The organism is Bacillus spongiae, assembly GCF_037120725.1.
Lineage (GTDB): Bacteria > Bacillota > Bacilli > Bacillales > Bacillaceae_K > Bacillus_CI > Bacillus_CI spongiae.
Genome location: NZ_JBBAXC010000018.1, coordinates 1 through 17,035, shown reverse-complemented (window position 1 = coordinate 17,035; position 17,035 = coordinate 1). Strand labels below are relative to the sequence as shown.

Annotated in this window: 6 protein-coding genes; 1 reads left to right on the top strand and 5 read right to left on the bottom strand. The window is 37.3% G+C overall.

Going from position 1 to position 17,035, the window contains the following annotated elements:
* Nucleotides 1–418 precede the first annotated feature (418 nt).
* Nucleotides 419–1,288 carry an alpha/beta hydrolase gene (locus WAK64_RS18040; RefSeq protein WP_336588399.1) on the top strand — a complete coding sequence of 290 codons (870 nt, stop codon included), beginning with the start codon at nt 419–421 and terminating at the stop codon, nt 1,286–1,288.
* A gap of 411 nt (nt 1,289–1,699) precedes the next feature.
* Here the strand turns inward: WAK64_RS18040 and WAK64_RS18035 are convergent, their stop codons facing one another.
* The 5 genes from WAK64_RS18035 to WAK64_RS18015 form a co-directional block, all read right to left on the bottom strand.
* A complete protein-coding gene (locus tag WAK64_RS18035; RefSeq protein ID WP_336588398.1) occupies nt 1,700–2,401 on the bottom strand; it encodes a 4'-phosphopantetheinyl transferase family protein in 702 nt (233 codons plus the stop codon).
* A gap of 301 nt (nt 2,402–2,702) precedes the next feature.
* Nucleotides 2,703–9,959 (bottom strand): amino acid adenylation domain-containing protein, encoded by a 7,257-nt coding sequence (locus WAK64_RS18030; protein WP_336588397.1) that lies wholly within the window; start codon nt 9,957–9,959, stop codon nt 2,703–2,705.
* Between the two features lie 52 nt (nt 9,960–10,011).
* On the bottom strand, nt 10,012–13,122 hold the full coding sequence (locus WAK64_RS18025) for a non-ribosomal peptide synthetase (protein WP_336588396.1): 3,111 nt from the start codon (nt 13,120–13,122) through the stop codon (nt 10,012–10,014).
* Nucleotides 13,122–14,171 (bottom strand): TauD/TfdA family dioxygenase, encoded by a 1,050-nt coding sequence (locus tag WAK64_RS18020; protein WP_336588395.1) that lies wholly within the window; start codon nt 14,169–14,171, stop codon nt 13,122–13,124. Before WAK64_RS18020 ends, WAK64_RS18025 begins: the two co-directional genes overlap by 1 nt.
* A 38-nt stretch (nt 14,172–14,209) precedes the next feature.
* On the bottom strand, nt 14,210–17,035 hold a 2,826-nt coding region (locus WAK64_RS18015; protein ID WP_336588394.1), incomplete at its 5' end, for an amino acid adenylation domain-containing protein.

Here is a 17,035-nt window from a genome sequence, read left to right as displayed (position 1 = left end):
ATTGAATTTTAAAAATAACACATAATATTTACCTATGACAGAAAAATCATATAAATTTAAGATATAATTAAGAGCGGAAGGGAAAAATTGTAATTTAAATTACAGGTTTACCCGAACGAAAAGACACACTCCTCATTAGTGTTAGGAGTGTCAACTCCGTTAGATTAAGTGCATTTGAGTGAACACCTTAAAAATGTAGTTGGCAAACTGCCAGAAATGCCTATAAATTTTACCTTCCAAAAAGTGGTAGTAGACTATTTTAATCGTTGAATCTTATTGAATTCTTTTACTAAATAATGATACTTATTATCTCAAATGCAAGCCCTTTAACAAAAATCTTATATGTATATCCCCTTCTCCTTATAGGGAGGTAGAAGAATATCAGATTAACATTCTAGTTGGTAGAGGTGAAGATAAAGTGAACGTAGAAAACATAGACTATAAAGTGATGGGGTCCGGAGAGAAAATTCTTCTTATAGAAACAGGTATAGGCTGCTCCTTTTATCAATGGCTTCCTTTTGTAAAGAAGATAATGAAAGAGTTTACTATTATTATGTACCATCGAGCTGGTTATGGGAATAGTGAGGTTTCGAAGAATCCAAGAACAACTGAAGGTATTGCATACGAACTAAATGACCTAATTGAGTCATTAGGTATAAAAGAAAAGATCTTTGTTATGGGGCATTCTTTTGGTGGGCTATGTGCATTGCATTATGTAATGCTATTTCCGGACAAAGTTAATAGATTAGTTTTATTGGATTCAACCTCACCAAATTTCAACCGATTATATGACTTAGATCTCCCGGTAATGAATTCCCTTATATCGATAGACCAAATGGTAGAAAGTAATTTAGGTCATTCAAACAAATCAAGAGAAGCACTTAAAGAGCTATATGGTGAAATGATTGAGGGATTCTACAAGAAGTATTCTGACTATGAAGCGGAAAAACTTGAAGCGTTTATAACGAATCCAACATTATTCAAGACTGTCGCTGATGAATATAACCACTGGGAGTTAAATAGTGAGAAGATAAAAGAGCTTAGTGAATTTCCCAACATTCCACTAACCGTCATAGCAAGAGATATAGAGGCTTCAGTAAGTGCCTTTATTCAATACAATATTCCGGAGGAAGAGGCACGTGAATACGAAGAAGTTTGGCGTGAACTACAATTAGAGTTGGCTACGTTATCAAATCAAGGTGAATTGATCATAGCAGATCGTAGTGACCACGAAATTCATATTGATAGACCTGATATTATCATTGAGAGCTTAAATAAATGGTTATAGGTTTCTTAATGAAAGAGCATTATTAATGATGTCAAAGTTAATTATTTCATCAGTCTTCAAAGCTTTTTTATGTGTATAGTAGTAAATTGAACAGGATGAAAAAACCCTTTCAGTGGGTGCTTTTGATGTTATAATCACTTTTAATCCAATAGATGAATTACCATATTTTTATGTTTAGACTAATTATCAGTTCAGATAAATCAAAAGGTGTTCCTTGAATAAATTTTCATATGGGGATTTCTAAATAAATGGAAGAGGACAAAAAGCAATCCCGAAATAGAATGTATTTCGGGTTACATGACGATAGGTAAGCTTGATACCACCTTTTATCAGAAATGATATTTTATACACCATCGACTTTGTTTTATTTCTCTAAAATATGAGCATAGATCCACTCATACGATAATGAATTCAACAGTATTTTCTAGGTGCGAAATTTGCGTAATACTGAATAATTTTTGCTATATTTATATAGGTTATATGGTTTGGAAAATCATTGTGCAAGGCACAAGCTGCAAGCTTATAACGATAATCAAAGTCATATGTTTTTACGTATAAGTTTTCAGACAAAGGATTTTCAAACTTTACTTGAATATCTTCATTAGAAAATTTTGTGTGAAAACTTTTTAAAGAAAGGCTTAGTCCCTTACCGATGTTTTTTAACACACTTTCTTTTACAGTCCATAAGCTATAGAAAAAATCTTGCTTATTCTCTGCATATTCCATTTGTTCCATTTCAACAGGATGGAACATTGATATTAAATTTTCATAATCAATAGCTTTAATTTGCTCAATATCAATCCCAACGCGAGTTTGGTCAACAATACAAATGACCCAGTTTCCTGAATGGGATAGATTAAAGAGAAAATTATTTGATGTTACATACGGTTTCCCGTATTGATTACGTCTTATGACAGGGATAGTACCATATCCCTCTACTTTTTCGTATAAATAGTTTATAAGTAATTCTCCCACCATTGTTCGTAATGTGTCTTTTCTATTTCTAAATTTCCTTGCTCTATTTAAGGTGTCATTAGACACGATACGAGAGTAAAGGTGGTCATTAACATTTGAATGATCCAAATCTGATAAATTAACTGCGAATATTTTCACACTCTGCACTCCTTTTAATCATACTATTCTCTTTAAAAGGGAGTTTCTACTACATAATAGTCAACAAAATTTCAGTATCGTACTTTTAGCATAACAAATGCTGTAAAAAACACATCCATCATTTATCCTTTTTCATCATTGATTATGAAGAATGATGAAGATGACACGCTTATTTCGGACATTTGAAGGTAGATTGAGTCGCCCTCCTATCAGTTGTAAAGCTGCAATTGTTTTAGATTTAAGAAACCACTCTTCCTCTCTATACTATTTCCTGAGTACTAGAGTGGTTTCCATGTATCATCTATTTACTCTCTAATAAAGTATGTTGCCATGACAGTCTTTCTTTTATCCTATTAACAAGATTAGAAACATTTGGTTGTTCAAGTACACTTTCATGATGTCCTTCCACCCTCGTAATCGATAGTTGACCATTCGTTCTATTCCTCCATTTCTCTGGTTCTATTAAAGAAAATGGTCGATGTGGATTCACCTCGGTCACATGAAAAACATGGATATCAGCCTCCACGATACCTCTAGTTGTATAATGACTAAAAGCTTCCTCATTAGCCGCTAATACTTCTATTTTTCGTTTCATCACTTCGTTCGAAGTGTCTTGATGGAAAAATTCTAATGCCTTCAACTTCTTAGCCACTTGATTGAGTAATTGATCTTCATCTAAATCTTGATTCATATTTATCTCTACTTCATTACAGATTCCTAGATTCAATGAAATCAACTGAAGGCTAGACCGGTTTTTATTGTAAGTTTCAACAGCTTTCACTTCTGCTTCTGAATCTATGATAACGATAAACTCTACTTCTTCTCCCAATAACTCTAGTCTTTTAGCGATTTCAAAGACAAGGTTCCCTCCAAACGACCATCCGGCTAATCGATAGGGTCCTTTCTCCTGCACTTGCTGAATCTCAGATAAATACAGGTCTGCCATCTCATGCATATCCGTTAATGGTTGATGATCTGACTCATAGCCCATAGCTTGCAATCCATAAATTGTTTCTTCTTTAAGTTCTTTTGCAAGCTGGATATAACTCATGATTCCTCCGCCGACTGGGTGGGCGAAAAATAGAGGAGCTCCATCCTTTTCTCCCTCTTGTATCTTGACGAGGATTTGATCTTTAATGGTCCTCTCTGGCTTTAACTCTTGACATAACTCTTCTACTGTTTGTTTTTCATACAAGGTGGATAAAGGTACCCTTTGTTGAAATTCTTCTTCTATACGATCCATTAAAACAATGGCCTTAAGGGAATGACCTCCCATTTCAAAAAAGTTATCTTTTACACTGATTTTATTAATATTTAAAACGTTTCGCCAAATATTCTGCATAATTTTCTCTGTGTCATTTCTTGGTGCAACATAATCTTCACTTGATGTCATTTCAGGAGTAGGTAAGGCTTTACGATCCACTTTCCCGTTATTATTTAATGGAAAAGATTCAAGCGTTACAACAAAAGATGGTACCATGTGACCTGGTAGCTTCGCCTTAAGATACTCCCTTAATTCCATACTAGAAGATGGTTGTGTAGAATAACAAACAGCATAGCCAACTAGTTTTTTCTCACCTACGTGATCCTCTTTAATTACAACTACGGCTTCCTTTACGGATGAATGCTGGGCGAGCGTATGTTCAATTTCGCCTAATTCTATTCTCATACCTCTTATTTTTACTTGGTTGTCTGCCCTTCCTAAAAATTGAATATTTCCTACTAAATCAAACGTCCCTCTATCTCCTGTACGATACATCCGTTCACCTTCTATAAACGGATTAGAAATAAAAGACTCTTTTGTTTTTAGAGAATTTTTATAATACCCTCTTGCAAGTCCTATACCTCCAATATAAATATCTCCAGGTACTCCTATTGGGACAGGTTGTAAATTTTCATTCAATACATATAAATAATGGTTATCGATTGGTTTTCCAATACTCACATTCCCGTCCTTCACCACATCTGTTATTGTGCAGCGATGAAATGACGAACCAATGGACACCTCAGTAGCTCCCCATGTATTGTATAACTCTGACTCAAACCGCTCCATAAACTTTCGCACGGTTTCTGAATGAAGTGCTTCACCACCCGATACAACGACTCTTAAATCCGTTAGCTGTAACCTTTCTTCTAATGAAATTCGGTCGATTATTAAGTTGAGCATGCTTGGAACAAAAAAGCTTACTGCCACATTATATTGTATCATTGCTTGAATAATGGCATGTGGATCTCTATGTGCCCCAGGCTCCAAAATAGCTACCCTAGCTCCTACCATGAAGGTCCAAAAGAATTCTATTCCTGAATCGTCAAAGGTAAGGGTGGTTTTATGTAACACTGTTTCGTTACAAGTTAATTTAAGTTCATTTTGATTCCAGGTCATATGGTTGACCCACCCTTTATGAACGTTTTCAACCCCTTTTGGCTTTCCAGTTGAACCCGACGTATAATAAATAGAAACGAGGTCATCTGATGTCACTTCTGAGATTGGTCTTGAAGTTGGATAAGTAGAGAACTTGTCGACTTCATGAATATCCACAAGAGAAACAACATCGTTAGGAATGTTCTTTAAGTGACTATGAACTAAACATAGGAGCGGTTCTGCACCTTTCAGCACTTGGCTAATTCTCTTTGAAGGAGCATCTAAATCGAGTGGCAAGAAAGCTCCTCCAGCCTTTAATACGGCTAATAAGGAAATCGGAAGTTCTAAAGAGCGCTCAATACCTATTGCTACACAAACGCCAGGTCCCACACCTCTCTCCTGTAAATAATGGGCCAATTGGTTTGCCTTCTGATCGAGTTCTCGGTAAGTTAACGTCTTCTCTTTAAAAACAACAGCAACGTGATTTGGCATCTTATCTACTGAATCCTCAAATAGTTGATGAATACATTTCTTATCAGGAAATGGAATATTAGTGGCGTTCCAATCATATACCATCTGCTGTTTTTCCTCTTCATCTAAAATCATTACATCGGAAACATTCTGTTCCTTATCTTTGAGAATAGAATGAATAAGTACTTCCAAATGATTAGCCATTTTCTCAATTGTACTTTGACTAAATAAATCTGTACTATATTCAAAAGCTCCAGTAATACCTTCTTCTGTATCGGTCATATCTAAAGACAAGTCAAACTTAGCTGTCTCAGGTTGACAATTAATATAATCCACTTCTAATTTATCCATTGTAAATGTTGTCTGAGTACTGTTCTGAAGGGAGAACATCACTTGGAATAAAGGAGAGTAACTAACGTCCCGATCTACTCTCAGTTTATCTACCACTTTTTCAAACGGTAAGTCTTGATGTGCAAACCCATCTGTTACCGTATTTTTAACAGTCTCAAGCAGCTCGACAAATGACATATCTTCTTGCATTTGCGTTCGAATAACAAGGGTGTTAACAAAGTACCCAATGAGACCTTCAACATGCGGATGCGTCCGATTAGCAATCGGAGTTCCTACGAGTATATCTTTCTCACCGGTATACCCCTTCAATAGAAGGTTAAATAGTGTTAATAGTGTCATATATAATGTCGTGTTATGTTCATTACTTAACTCTTTTAGCTTCTTACTCGTTTCTTTTGATAGCTTAAGTTGGTAAACGGCTCCCTTACCTGTTAGCTGTTTTGGTCGTGGATAATCTACAGGTAATTTTAGTACATAAGAATGACCCTTTAGCTGTTCAGACCAATAGGCCATTTGTTCTTCCATCACTTCCTTTTCAAATACCTCTTTTTGCCAGACGCTGTAATCTAAATACTGTGTTGGCAATGAAGGAAGTGGTGATGGCTGTTGCTTTAAGAAAGCTTCATATAAGATGTGTAATTCCCTTTGAATAACTTCAAGCGACCATCCATCAGATATAATATGATGCATCTCTAGAAGCAGTACATGTTCTTGTTCGTGCTTTTTCATTAGCGTTGCTTTAAATAGCGGTCCTTTTTCTAAATCATATGGTTGACTGAGGGCTTGATTGCAATACTGATCTACTAACTGATCAAAATGACCTTCTGCTGAAACCAAGCTATAATCAATGTGAGTTAATACTGAATCTAGGTGTTGTGAAATCACCTGATACGGTTCCCCATTGCGTATATGAAAAGTCGTTCTTAGCGATTCATGCCTTTTCACCATTTCAGCGAGTGCCTGTTCAAGAGCTTTAAGGTCTAATTTTCCTTTTAGTTTCATTGGTACAAGCATGTTATAAGCTGGATTATTAGGTTCTAATTGATGCAAAACCCACAACCTTTGTTGGGCAAATGATAATGGATGTTCCTTTTGACGTGTTACTTTAGGAATGCTTGCCCATTTAGTTCCATGCTGATTTCGTTTCATTTCTTGACGTACAACATTTGCAAGCTTCCTTACGGTAGGGAATTCAAACACCGTATTTATTGATAATTCTATATTAAAGATTTTCCCTAATTTAAAGGTCATTCTAGCTGCTAGTAACGAGTGGCCCCCACATCGAAAGAAATTGCTATCAACACCAATGGCTTCATTGTTCAGTGTATCTGACCAAATGGCGAGCATTTGCTCCTCTATTGCGTCTTTAGGCTCTATCCTTTCAAGCGATTTTTCCTGACTTTTAGTTGGGTTAGGTAACGCTTTACGATCAATCTTTCCATTCTGTGTAAGGGGTAGTACATCCATAGGTGTAATATAGGTTGGAATCATATAAGTAGGTAATGTTTGTTGAAGTTCTTGCTGAAGTTGCTCAGTACTTATTTTTTGACCTTTATTCCAAACGATATAAGCAAGTAAGAGCTTCTCTCCACCCTCCTCCTTATCGATGACTACTACATCTTGTATAGCTTTATGAGCTAGTATGGTTGACTCCACTTCCCCTAGTTCAATACGAAATCCTCTTATCTTCACTTGTCGGTCTATTCTTCCAATAAAATCGATAACTCCATCCTCTAAATATCGAACTAAGTCACCGCTTCGATATAAAATTTCTCCTGTATTAAACGGGCTTGAAATGAACCTTTCTTTTGTTAATTCTGGCTGGTTATAGTACCCCTTAGATAAACCGTCTCCTGCGATATATAATTCCCCCGGGATTCCGACAGGGACAGGCATTAGATTTTTATCCAAAATATAGACCTTAGTATTAGAAATAGGACGGCCAATCGGAACAGATGTATAATCGCCATGTTCTAAAGAGAGTTCATGGAAACAAGTAAAAGTTGTATTCTCTGTTGGTCCATATCCATTAATGAGACGACAATCAGGTAATTGCTGGAGGACTTTATTAACCGATTGAACATTCAGTTTATCTCCCCCTGCCAATAACTGTCGGATAGGTTGTAACCCTTGAAGATTATGTTGAACCATTTCATGGAATAGTCCTGCTGTTAACCAAAGGGTCGTAACGCCAAATTCGTGAATAACCTCTCCTATCGTTTCGAGTGAAGGTGTTTCTGGTGGAAAAATGACTAATTCTTGCCCGTTTAACAAACTACCCCATATTTCAAACGTTGCAGCATCAAAAGAGATTGGAGCAAGTTGAAGAAATACCTCTTTAGTAGATAGGGTAAAATAATTTGAATCTTTTACTAATCGAATGATATTCCGTTGATTGACACATACTCCTTTTGGTCGACCAGTAGATCCTGATGTATACATAATATAAGCAAGAGCCTGACTATCAGTACACTGGTTGAGGTTAGCTGTTCCCATCGTCGACAGGAAGTGGTCAAGCTGATCAATGAAAAGAAGTTCTGTAGATTCCTGTGGCAGTTGACTAGACAATGACTCCCGAGTAATAATTGTTTGCACTTCTGCATCTATCACCATATAGCCAATTCTTTCAACTGGGTAAGAACGATCAAATGGAACATAGGCTTTATTTGCTTTAAGAATGCCGATGATTGAAATAATCATTTCTGGAGAACGTTCCAATAAAATACCGATTTTTTCTTCATTATGGTAGTTTCGATTTAGGTAATGAGCAAGTCGATTGGCCTTTTCATTTAACTCACGATAGGATACAGTTGAATTCCCATCATGAATGGCGATGGCTTCTGGATTTTTATCCACAATAGCTTCAAATAATTGAACAATCGTTTGATCTTTAGGATAATCCGTGATTGTCTCATTCCATTCCTTCACTATCGTTGCTCTCTCTTTTACAGTTAACAAATCATACTCAGCTATTTTTCCAGCTGGATTTAAAACGATTTGATTTAAAAGCTGAAGGAAATGACCGCTCATTCTCTTAATAGTTGATTGGTGAAAAAGGTCCGTATTGTATTCTATAATTGCCTCAATTCCGTCTTCTGTATCTTTTGTCGTTAGCATAAGGTCAAATTTAGATGTGTGACGATCAAATTCAATTGGTTCTAAAGAGAAATCTGATGCATTTAGCTTCTCTGAATCTTGATTCAAAGCAAACATCACTTGAAATAATGGAGAATAGCTTGCATCTCTCTCTTCAACGACTTCTTCAACGATTTTCTCAAAAGGGACATCCTGATTCATAAATGCTTCTAAAGTTGTTTCACGAACTTCATTTAATATTTGCTGAAAGGTTTTATTCCCTTCTACTCTTGCTCGTAAGGCAAGAGTGTTGACGAAGAAGCCTAATAGATGTTGTACTTCCTTTTGCTTTCGATTCGCTATAGGTGTCCCAACAATGACATCTTCCTGGTTTGAATAACGAGAAAGTAGAATTTGAAACGCTGTTAATAATGTCATGAACAACGTGGACTGATGCTCTTGACTGACCCTTTTTAATTCATTTGCCAGTTGATGAGGAATGTGAAAAGGGAGCGTTTTCCCGTGAAAGGTCTGTCTTTTTGGACGAGAATAATCAGTTGGCAAATCTAATTTCTTAGCATGGTCCTTCAGTTTTCCCTTCCAATAGTCGGTTTGCTTTTGAAAGTCTCCCTTTTCCATCAGCTTTCTCTGCCACGAGGCATAATCAGCATATTGAACGGTCATCTCAGGCAATTCATGAGGTTTGCCCGACAGAAATGAAAGATAAATAGCTTGCAGTTCTTGAAATAATAGATCGATAGACCATCCATCAGAAATAATATGATGTTGCGTAATAATGCAAACATGCTCTACGTCTGATTGCTTGAAGATACGGACTCTAAATAACTCCTCATGACTTAAATCAAAGACATAGTCAATTTCTTCTCTTAAAGCATTGTTTATATATGTTTGACTGTCTTGAACGGGATGTGAAGATAAATCCACATAATGAATCGACTGAGCTTTGTGCTCATGAATTAGCTGATAAGCCTTTCCCTCTTGTTCAAGAAAATTTGTTCGCAATGCTTCATGTCTTTGAACGATAGTATGAATACTGTTCTTAAAATGTTCTAAATGAAAGGCTCCGTTAATCTTAAATGGCAAGCAAATATTGTATGCAGATGATCCTTGTTGCAACTTGTCTATAAACCAAAGGCGTTGTTGAGCAAAAGAGAGAGGGGGAAATCTCTCTTTTGCTGATCGTTTGACGATTTGTTTCTTTTTCCCCTCTAACTTTTCCTTTAATTTCTGTTGTAACAGTGATGATGAACGACTAGAAGTTGAATCTGAATGGCGCACGAATGGTCACCCCTTTATTTAATCAATAGTTAACTAGATAAAATGCTTTTATTTATGCTTCCTGTAATAACAGTTGCTCTATCTTCAAAGATAGCTGGCGAATGGTAGGTGCCTCAAATATACTACGTAAGGATAAATCAATATCTAGGTCATTACATATTTCAGAAATAAGTTGTGTCGCAATTAATGAGTGCCCACCCAGTTCAAAGAAATTATCATTCACTCCGATTCTGTCTTTATTTAACAACTCACACCATATTGGGTGAAGGTATTGTTCCACTTCACTTTCTGCTTCCACATAAGCCTCACTAGATCCTTTATTTAGATCAACCTCAGGTAGACTAGCGTAATCTACTTTTCCATTTGGAAGCAATGGCAGTTTGTCCATAACAATGAATGTTGCTGGAACCATATAATCCGGAAGTATATCTAGTAGGAAAGAACGGATTTCTTGCTGATCTATCTCCCTATTCTCATGGTTTTGTACATATCCAACTATCATTTGTTCTGATTCCTGTAGATGGACCTTGACTGCAGCAAGCTCAACCTCCATATGTTGATGTAATGCCGATTCAATTTCTCCTAACTCAATTCTGTATCCTCGTAACTTCACCTGTCTATCTATTCGATCGATGAATTCCAAACGACCGTCTGACATGTAACGTACACAGTCTCCTGTTTTATACAAGATACGTTCTGTTTCGAATGGATGAGGGACAAATCGTTCCTTTGTCTGCTCATCATTCATATAACCAAGTGCCAGACCCATTCCACCAATCAATAACTCTCCTTTTACTCCAGGAGGTACAAGTTGACCGTTCTCATCCATCACCACTACATGTACATTAGATAGTGGTCTTCCTATACTTTCACTAAGATTCTCCCTGTCACAGACATCGTAGGTAGTATCGATACAAGCTTCAGTAGGGCCATAAAGATTAATTAAAGTAGCAGAGGAAACTTCATAGAATTTCTTTTGTAATGATAGACTTAGTTTCTCTCCACCGCAGAATACACGTTTTAAAGGAGATTCATTGAACAATGGAATTTGAATAAGAGCTTGAAGCAATGAAGGCACCACCTGTAAAGTGCTGATATTATACTGCTTGATGACCTTCATCATATATTCAACATCTGCTTGCTTTTTCGGTTCAGCCACTACTAAACGAGCTCCTGATAGAAGTGGAGCATAAAACTCCCAAACAGAAGCATCAAAGCTAAATGATGTTTTCTGTAGAACAGCATCCTTTTCAGATAGAGGAAACTTTTGATTCATCCACATCATATGGTTCATAATAGCTCGATGAGGTAGCAGCACTCCTTTCGGGTTACCGGTTGAACCAGACGTATAAATCACATAAGCAGGATCTTCTGGTTGATTCTCTACTTTAAGATTCTCCACTTTTTCTTGATCGACCGTATTCCAAATGTTATCCACTTCTACAAGGTTTTTATAGGAAGTATGAAGATGCTTCATTACCCCAGATTGTGTGAGGATCCATTTCGCATTAGAATCACTCATCATATATTCAATACGTGCCTTCGGATATTCTGGATCAATAGGAAGGTAGGCATTACCAGTCTTAAGGACTGCTAACAAACTAATGACCATTTCCATAGATCGTTCCATACATATCCCAATGACCTGATTTCGTCCTACATCCATTTGATCAATCAAATAATGGGCTAGTTGATTTGCTTTACTGTTTAATTCTTTGTATGTCAATTCTTGATTTTGAAATTGAACAGCTATATGATCGGGTGTTTTGTCTACCTGATCCTCAAATAACTGCTGTAAACCAGTTGCAGATGGCGGCTCTACGTTCTCTCCTGTTAATAAGTGAAGCAAGTTCTTGCTCATCTCATCAGGAATTAATTGTAGCGTTTGAATCGCTTGCTTTTGGTTTGATAATGCTTCACCTAATAGATTAACTAAGCAGTTGATCATAAAATCTAACTGTTCATTCGTATATACATTTTCGTTCCCTATTAAAGTAAACGTAAGGGAGCTCTCTTCATTTTCACTGAACAACAACAGATCAAAAGGTTCAACTTCATTTGTTTGAGTTTGTAAAGAAAACTGAACGCCATTACTTTGAGTCAGATTCGCTCCTTCTCTCCCCTTATAGCCATAAGAAAAATGTGGGAGACGCCCGGACTCTTTCTTCCGTTGGTTCATATCAAAGTAAGGGCTCCATTCTGTAGATTTTTCTAGGCTTACATTCACTTCTTTGACAAAGGATAGAAAATCAGCATTCTTATCATATTGAGATGCGACGGGCACATATTTGTTTAATAGACCCAGCATTCCTTCTAACTCTTCATCCATTCTTCCATTCATATATACACCAATGTTTACACCATCACGTTCAATGAAGCGATGAATACAAAGCAGCCATGATGAAAGCACAGTAGCATCCATTGTTACATTATGCTCTACTACAAAATCATTTAATTGCTTCTTCAACTCTTCGTTTAACTTCTTCGATAAGGAAAGAGCAGTGCTAAAATGGGTATGCTCATCTTTGTTGCCAAAAGCAGGTGGAGCCTGTAATTTGTCAAACGTCTTTTGTTGCCAAAAGTCTCTCCCTTCCACACCTTCTTCATCCTCTAGTAATATTGAATTAAACCATTCTGAGACAGCTACATAAGGGATTTCTTCATTATCCTCTTTCTTCTCTTCTTGATTACAGACACTATGATAGCAATCGGCTACTTCTTTTAACATTAAGTCAGGGACAATATCCGTAGTGATATAAGGAAACTTCATTAAAAGAAGTGACTTCTCCTTACTCAATGAAATGAAAGTGGCATGTAATATTGGACCTTTCTGTACATCAATATCCACACTTTTATCCTTTATTCTACGAATCTCTTTTTCTAACGAACTAGGGTCAATTTGTTGAAGGTCAAGATAATCAAAGGCAATGGCCATCTCTTCCCTAACCACTTGTACTGGATAAGTTAAACCAGGAACACTTTGATAGATTGTTCTAAATACATCATGACGCAAAACCAATTGCTGTAATGCTTGGCGTAACAAATCTATACTTACTTGTCCTTCAAGTGAAAAGCTCAGATGATTTCCATTTGATGAAACCTCCCTTTCCATCATGAGATCCCAAATTCTTTTCTGCTGTGGTGATAATGAGTACCCTTCCATTATTCGTTGTCCTCCTTTTTCATTTCGTTTCTAGTGGTTGGTTCTCCCATTGCAACTAGTGTTTTTCTTTCACCCTTATACGGATTTCTTCCATGCGCCACCAACATATTATCCAATACTAGTACATCACCTTCGACCCAAGGAAATGCAACAGTTGCTTTATCATAAGCTTGACGTAATGCCGCTACTACTTCATCTTCTATCGGGGTTCCATCACCATAATAAGTATTGTATGGAAGTCCCTCTTCACCAAATTCTTTCAGTAACATCTCTCTCACAGATTGTTTCAAACTAGACTTATGCCAAAAAGCAATATGGTTAAACCAAAGCTTCTCTTCAGTATCAGGGTGAACCGTTACGGCTGGTCTAACTTGACGTGTTCTAAGCATGCCATTTTCTTTCCATTCACATTCCATTCCATTTTCTTTACAATATTTCTCTACTTCTTCTTGACTCTCTGTATGGAAGACATATTGCCACGGTTGTCCAAAACCATCCCCGTAATTGCGAACAAGCATCCAACCCTTTTCTTCAAACTTCTCTCTAATGCTAGGCTCAAGGAATTGATACACTTTTCTGACATCTGCGATTGGAGTTTCTCCACCTTCCTTCGCACCGATAATGGAAGAAAACCAAATTTTCTTTGGCCACGTCAGGACATAGGAAAGCTCATTGTGAAGAGCAATATGTTCTTCTGGTGGAAATTCAGTAGACGTATACACTTTCCCTTTTACTGCGGACCTTGGTGTTGCCCCCTCTTTATAACTTAGTGGTTGTGTACAAATTGAATTGATAAAATCATAGAAATCATCAGATGTTTTAATATTGAACCCTCTAAAAAGGACCCCACCATATTTCAACACATTTTCCTCTATTCGATCTTTATTCTCTAAATACCAAGTCTTTAGATCTACATCTGACACATTTGGTTGTATTAATAACGGCAGCATTTCTCCAGTTTGAAGTTGTCCCTCCCTTACGATTTCTCGTTGCGAGATATCGATTGCTTTCGGTTTTACAAACTTTCTTTTATTCGTTGTTTTAAACATTGTTTTAACCTCCATTTAATAAGTAGTTAATTATTTTTTTACTTTGTTTTCATTTTTAATTTAAATTGTTTAAAAGCGGATTTGCGGTCATGACTTCGCTTCTTTTTCTGTTCTTCCATATAGCGTTGCTCTTCCTTCTCAATTTCTTCCTTTAACTGAGATAGGAGAATAGTAGGTTCCGCCAACACACGTTCCACTATAAAGAGATAACTGCGAAGGATGGTTTGAATGGTTGTTTTGTTAAATAAATCTGGTTTATATTCAATGATGACTTGCATCCCTCCCTCTACTTCTGTTAGGCCTAAGGTCAAATCCCATTTTGACCTTCCACTATGTGCTCCAAGCAACGGGAATTTCATTGTTAGGCTAGGCAACTGAGAATCTTCTTTTTTATGATCCATCACAAACCAAACTTGGAAGAAAGGAGAAATATATTTGTCTCTCTTTGGATTTATTTTTTCTATCATTTTCCCGTAAGGAACATCTTGATAAGCAGAGGATGTTAGAACCACATCACGAACTTGAGCAATCAAATCATGAAATGTACCGTCCTCATCTAACTTTGTTCGCAACACTAAATTGTTGTTAAAATAGCCAATTACGTTCTGAGTCTCTCTCATGGTTCGATTCGCAACAGGAGAACCTACCAAAATATCATTTTGATTAGAGTAAGTGTATAGCAACATCTTATACGCAGCCAGAAAGCTCATAAATAATGTGGCTCCTTCTTGTTGACCAATCTCTTTCATTTGATGAACGGTTTCTTGCGTTATATGCTCTGTCTCAATTGCCCCACGATCCGTTACCTCCTCTGAACGTGGTCGATCTAAAGGCAACTTAAGTTCTGGTGGATGTCCTCTCAACTTTTCTTTCCAATAATCAATGCGCTTTTCAAATCTAGTACTAGATATTTGTTCCCGTTGCCAATAGGCATAATCCTCATATTGAATAGGTAATTCTTCAAGTGGCTCAAAAGTCTCCCCAAGATACTTTAAATAGTTTGCCTCTAATTCTCGTCCTATGATGTCAAGAGACCATCCATCTGTAATCATATGGTGTATATTAATGGTTAAAATGTGCTTCTGCTTTTCTATTTTGTAAATGGTAAAACGATAGAGTGGGTCTTTTTCTAAATCAAATACATAGGTTGCTTCGTTCTTCATTGCTGACTGTATCGCTTCAATCTCTGGTCTCCCTTTCATGTCTAATAAATGAATCTCGATGTCAATTGGCTGGTAAGCATGAATAATAGGGTGTGGCTTCCCTCTTTTATTAATGAAGTTTGTTCGAAGTCCATCATGGCGCTTCACGATCTCATTAATGCTGTAAGTAAGGGCCTCTACATCTAGTTTCCCTTCAAAAATTAAATAGATTGGGACATTATATTTCGATGATGCTTGATCCATTTGTTGAGAAAGCCATAACCCCTCTTGGTTAAGAGAGAGTGTTGCTTGTGCATCTTCAGGCTTTTTTCGGATTTTCTCAGGCTTCGTTTTCTTCCGATTTTGTAACCTCTTTTTAAGAAAATCCTCTTTATTAATTGTTGTCACCTCAGAAGGTTGGAATGAAACCTTTTCTTCTTGGCGCAATTGTTCTATTCTCTCTGCTAATGCTTCCACCGTTGGATACGTAAATATCTCTCGTAACGGAAGGTCGAGTAGAAACGTTTCTTGCAAACAGGAAACGACTTGAGTAGCCAATAAAGAGTGGCCTCCTAATTCGAAGAATGAATCCCCGACTCCAATCTTCTCTATCCTCAGCACTTGTTCCCAAATGGTCACTATTTGTTCCTCTAATGGTGTACGAGGAGCGATGTAATGCCCCCCTACATGCTCTTGGCTAGAAGCAGGGAATGCTTTACGGTCCACTTTTCCATTCGGGGTCAGCGGAAAGGATTCCATCGAAACAAAGTGTGCAGGCACCATATAGCTTGGCAATTGTTTCTTTAGATGTTCCTTCCATTCTGCCACGCTCCCTTCTCCCACTATATAAGCGACCAGTGCTCTGTTTCCTGGGTGATCTTCTCGAACAAGGACAATTGCCTCATTCACCGAAGGAAATTCGCATAAAGCTCCTTCTATTTCTCCAAGCTCAATTCGAAAGCCACGAATTTTGACTTGATGATCCTCCCTACCTAAGAAATCAATATTTCCATCTGGAAGGTATTTAACTAAGTCTCCTGTTCGGTACAAACGCTCCCCCTCTTTGAATGGATGAGAAATAAATCGCTCTTCTGTTAAATCAGGTCGGTTGAGGTACCCACGAGCCAACCCTTCCCCACCAATATACAGCTCTCCTGTTACTCCAATCGGTACAGGCTGGTGAGATGGGTCCAGGATATAAGCTTCCGTGTTGTTTAGAGGTCTTCCAATCGGCACTGTTCCCATGTCTTTCACTCGATTATCAATCGAATAGGTAGTGGCAAATACCGTCGTCTCGGTTGGTCCGTATACATGGAACATCCGGTGCTCTCCTAAATAAGCTAAAGCCTTTTCTACATGGTTAATCGATACTTTCTCCCCACCAAACAACACCTTTCGGACTTCCTGGAGGCAGGTGAGATCGTAATCAACAATCGTATTAAATAACGCGGTCGTCATAAAGGAAATAGAGATATTTTCTTTTCGAATGATGTTTGATAGTTCTTTTACATCAAGTGCTGCCTCTTTAGAAATGACGACCAATGTAGCTCCATTCAACAAGGCCGTGTAGATATCAAAGGTTGACCCATCAAAGGCATAGTTGGAAAGCTGTAGCACTCGATCATGTTCACTTACTTCTAAATATCCATTATTGCAGATGGTCTTTACGACGTTCTGGTGAACAGTTAAGTTCCCTTTCGGGTTTCCTGTTGAACCAGAGGT

Excerpts from the sequence above, each read along its gene's own strand:
- WAK64_RS18025 (WP_336588396.1), bottom strand. The coding sequence starts at position 13,122 with ATGGAAGGGTACTCATTATCACCACAGCAGAAAAGAATTTGGGATCTC.
- WAK64_RS18020 (WP_336588395.1), bottom strand. The coding sequence starts at position 14,171 with ATGTTTAAAACAACGAATAAAAGAAAGTTTGTAAAACCGAAAGCAATC.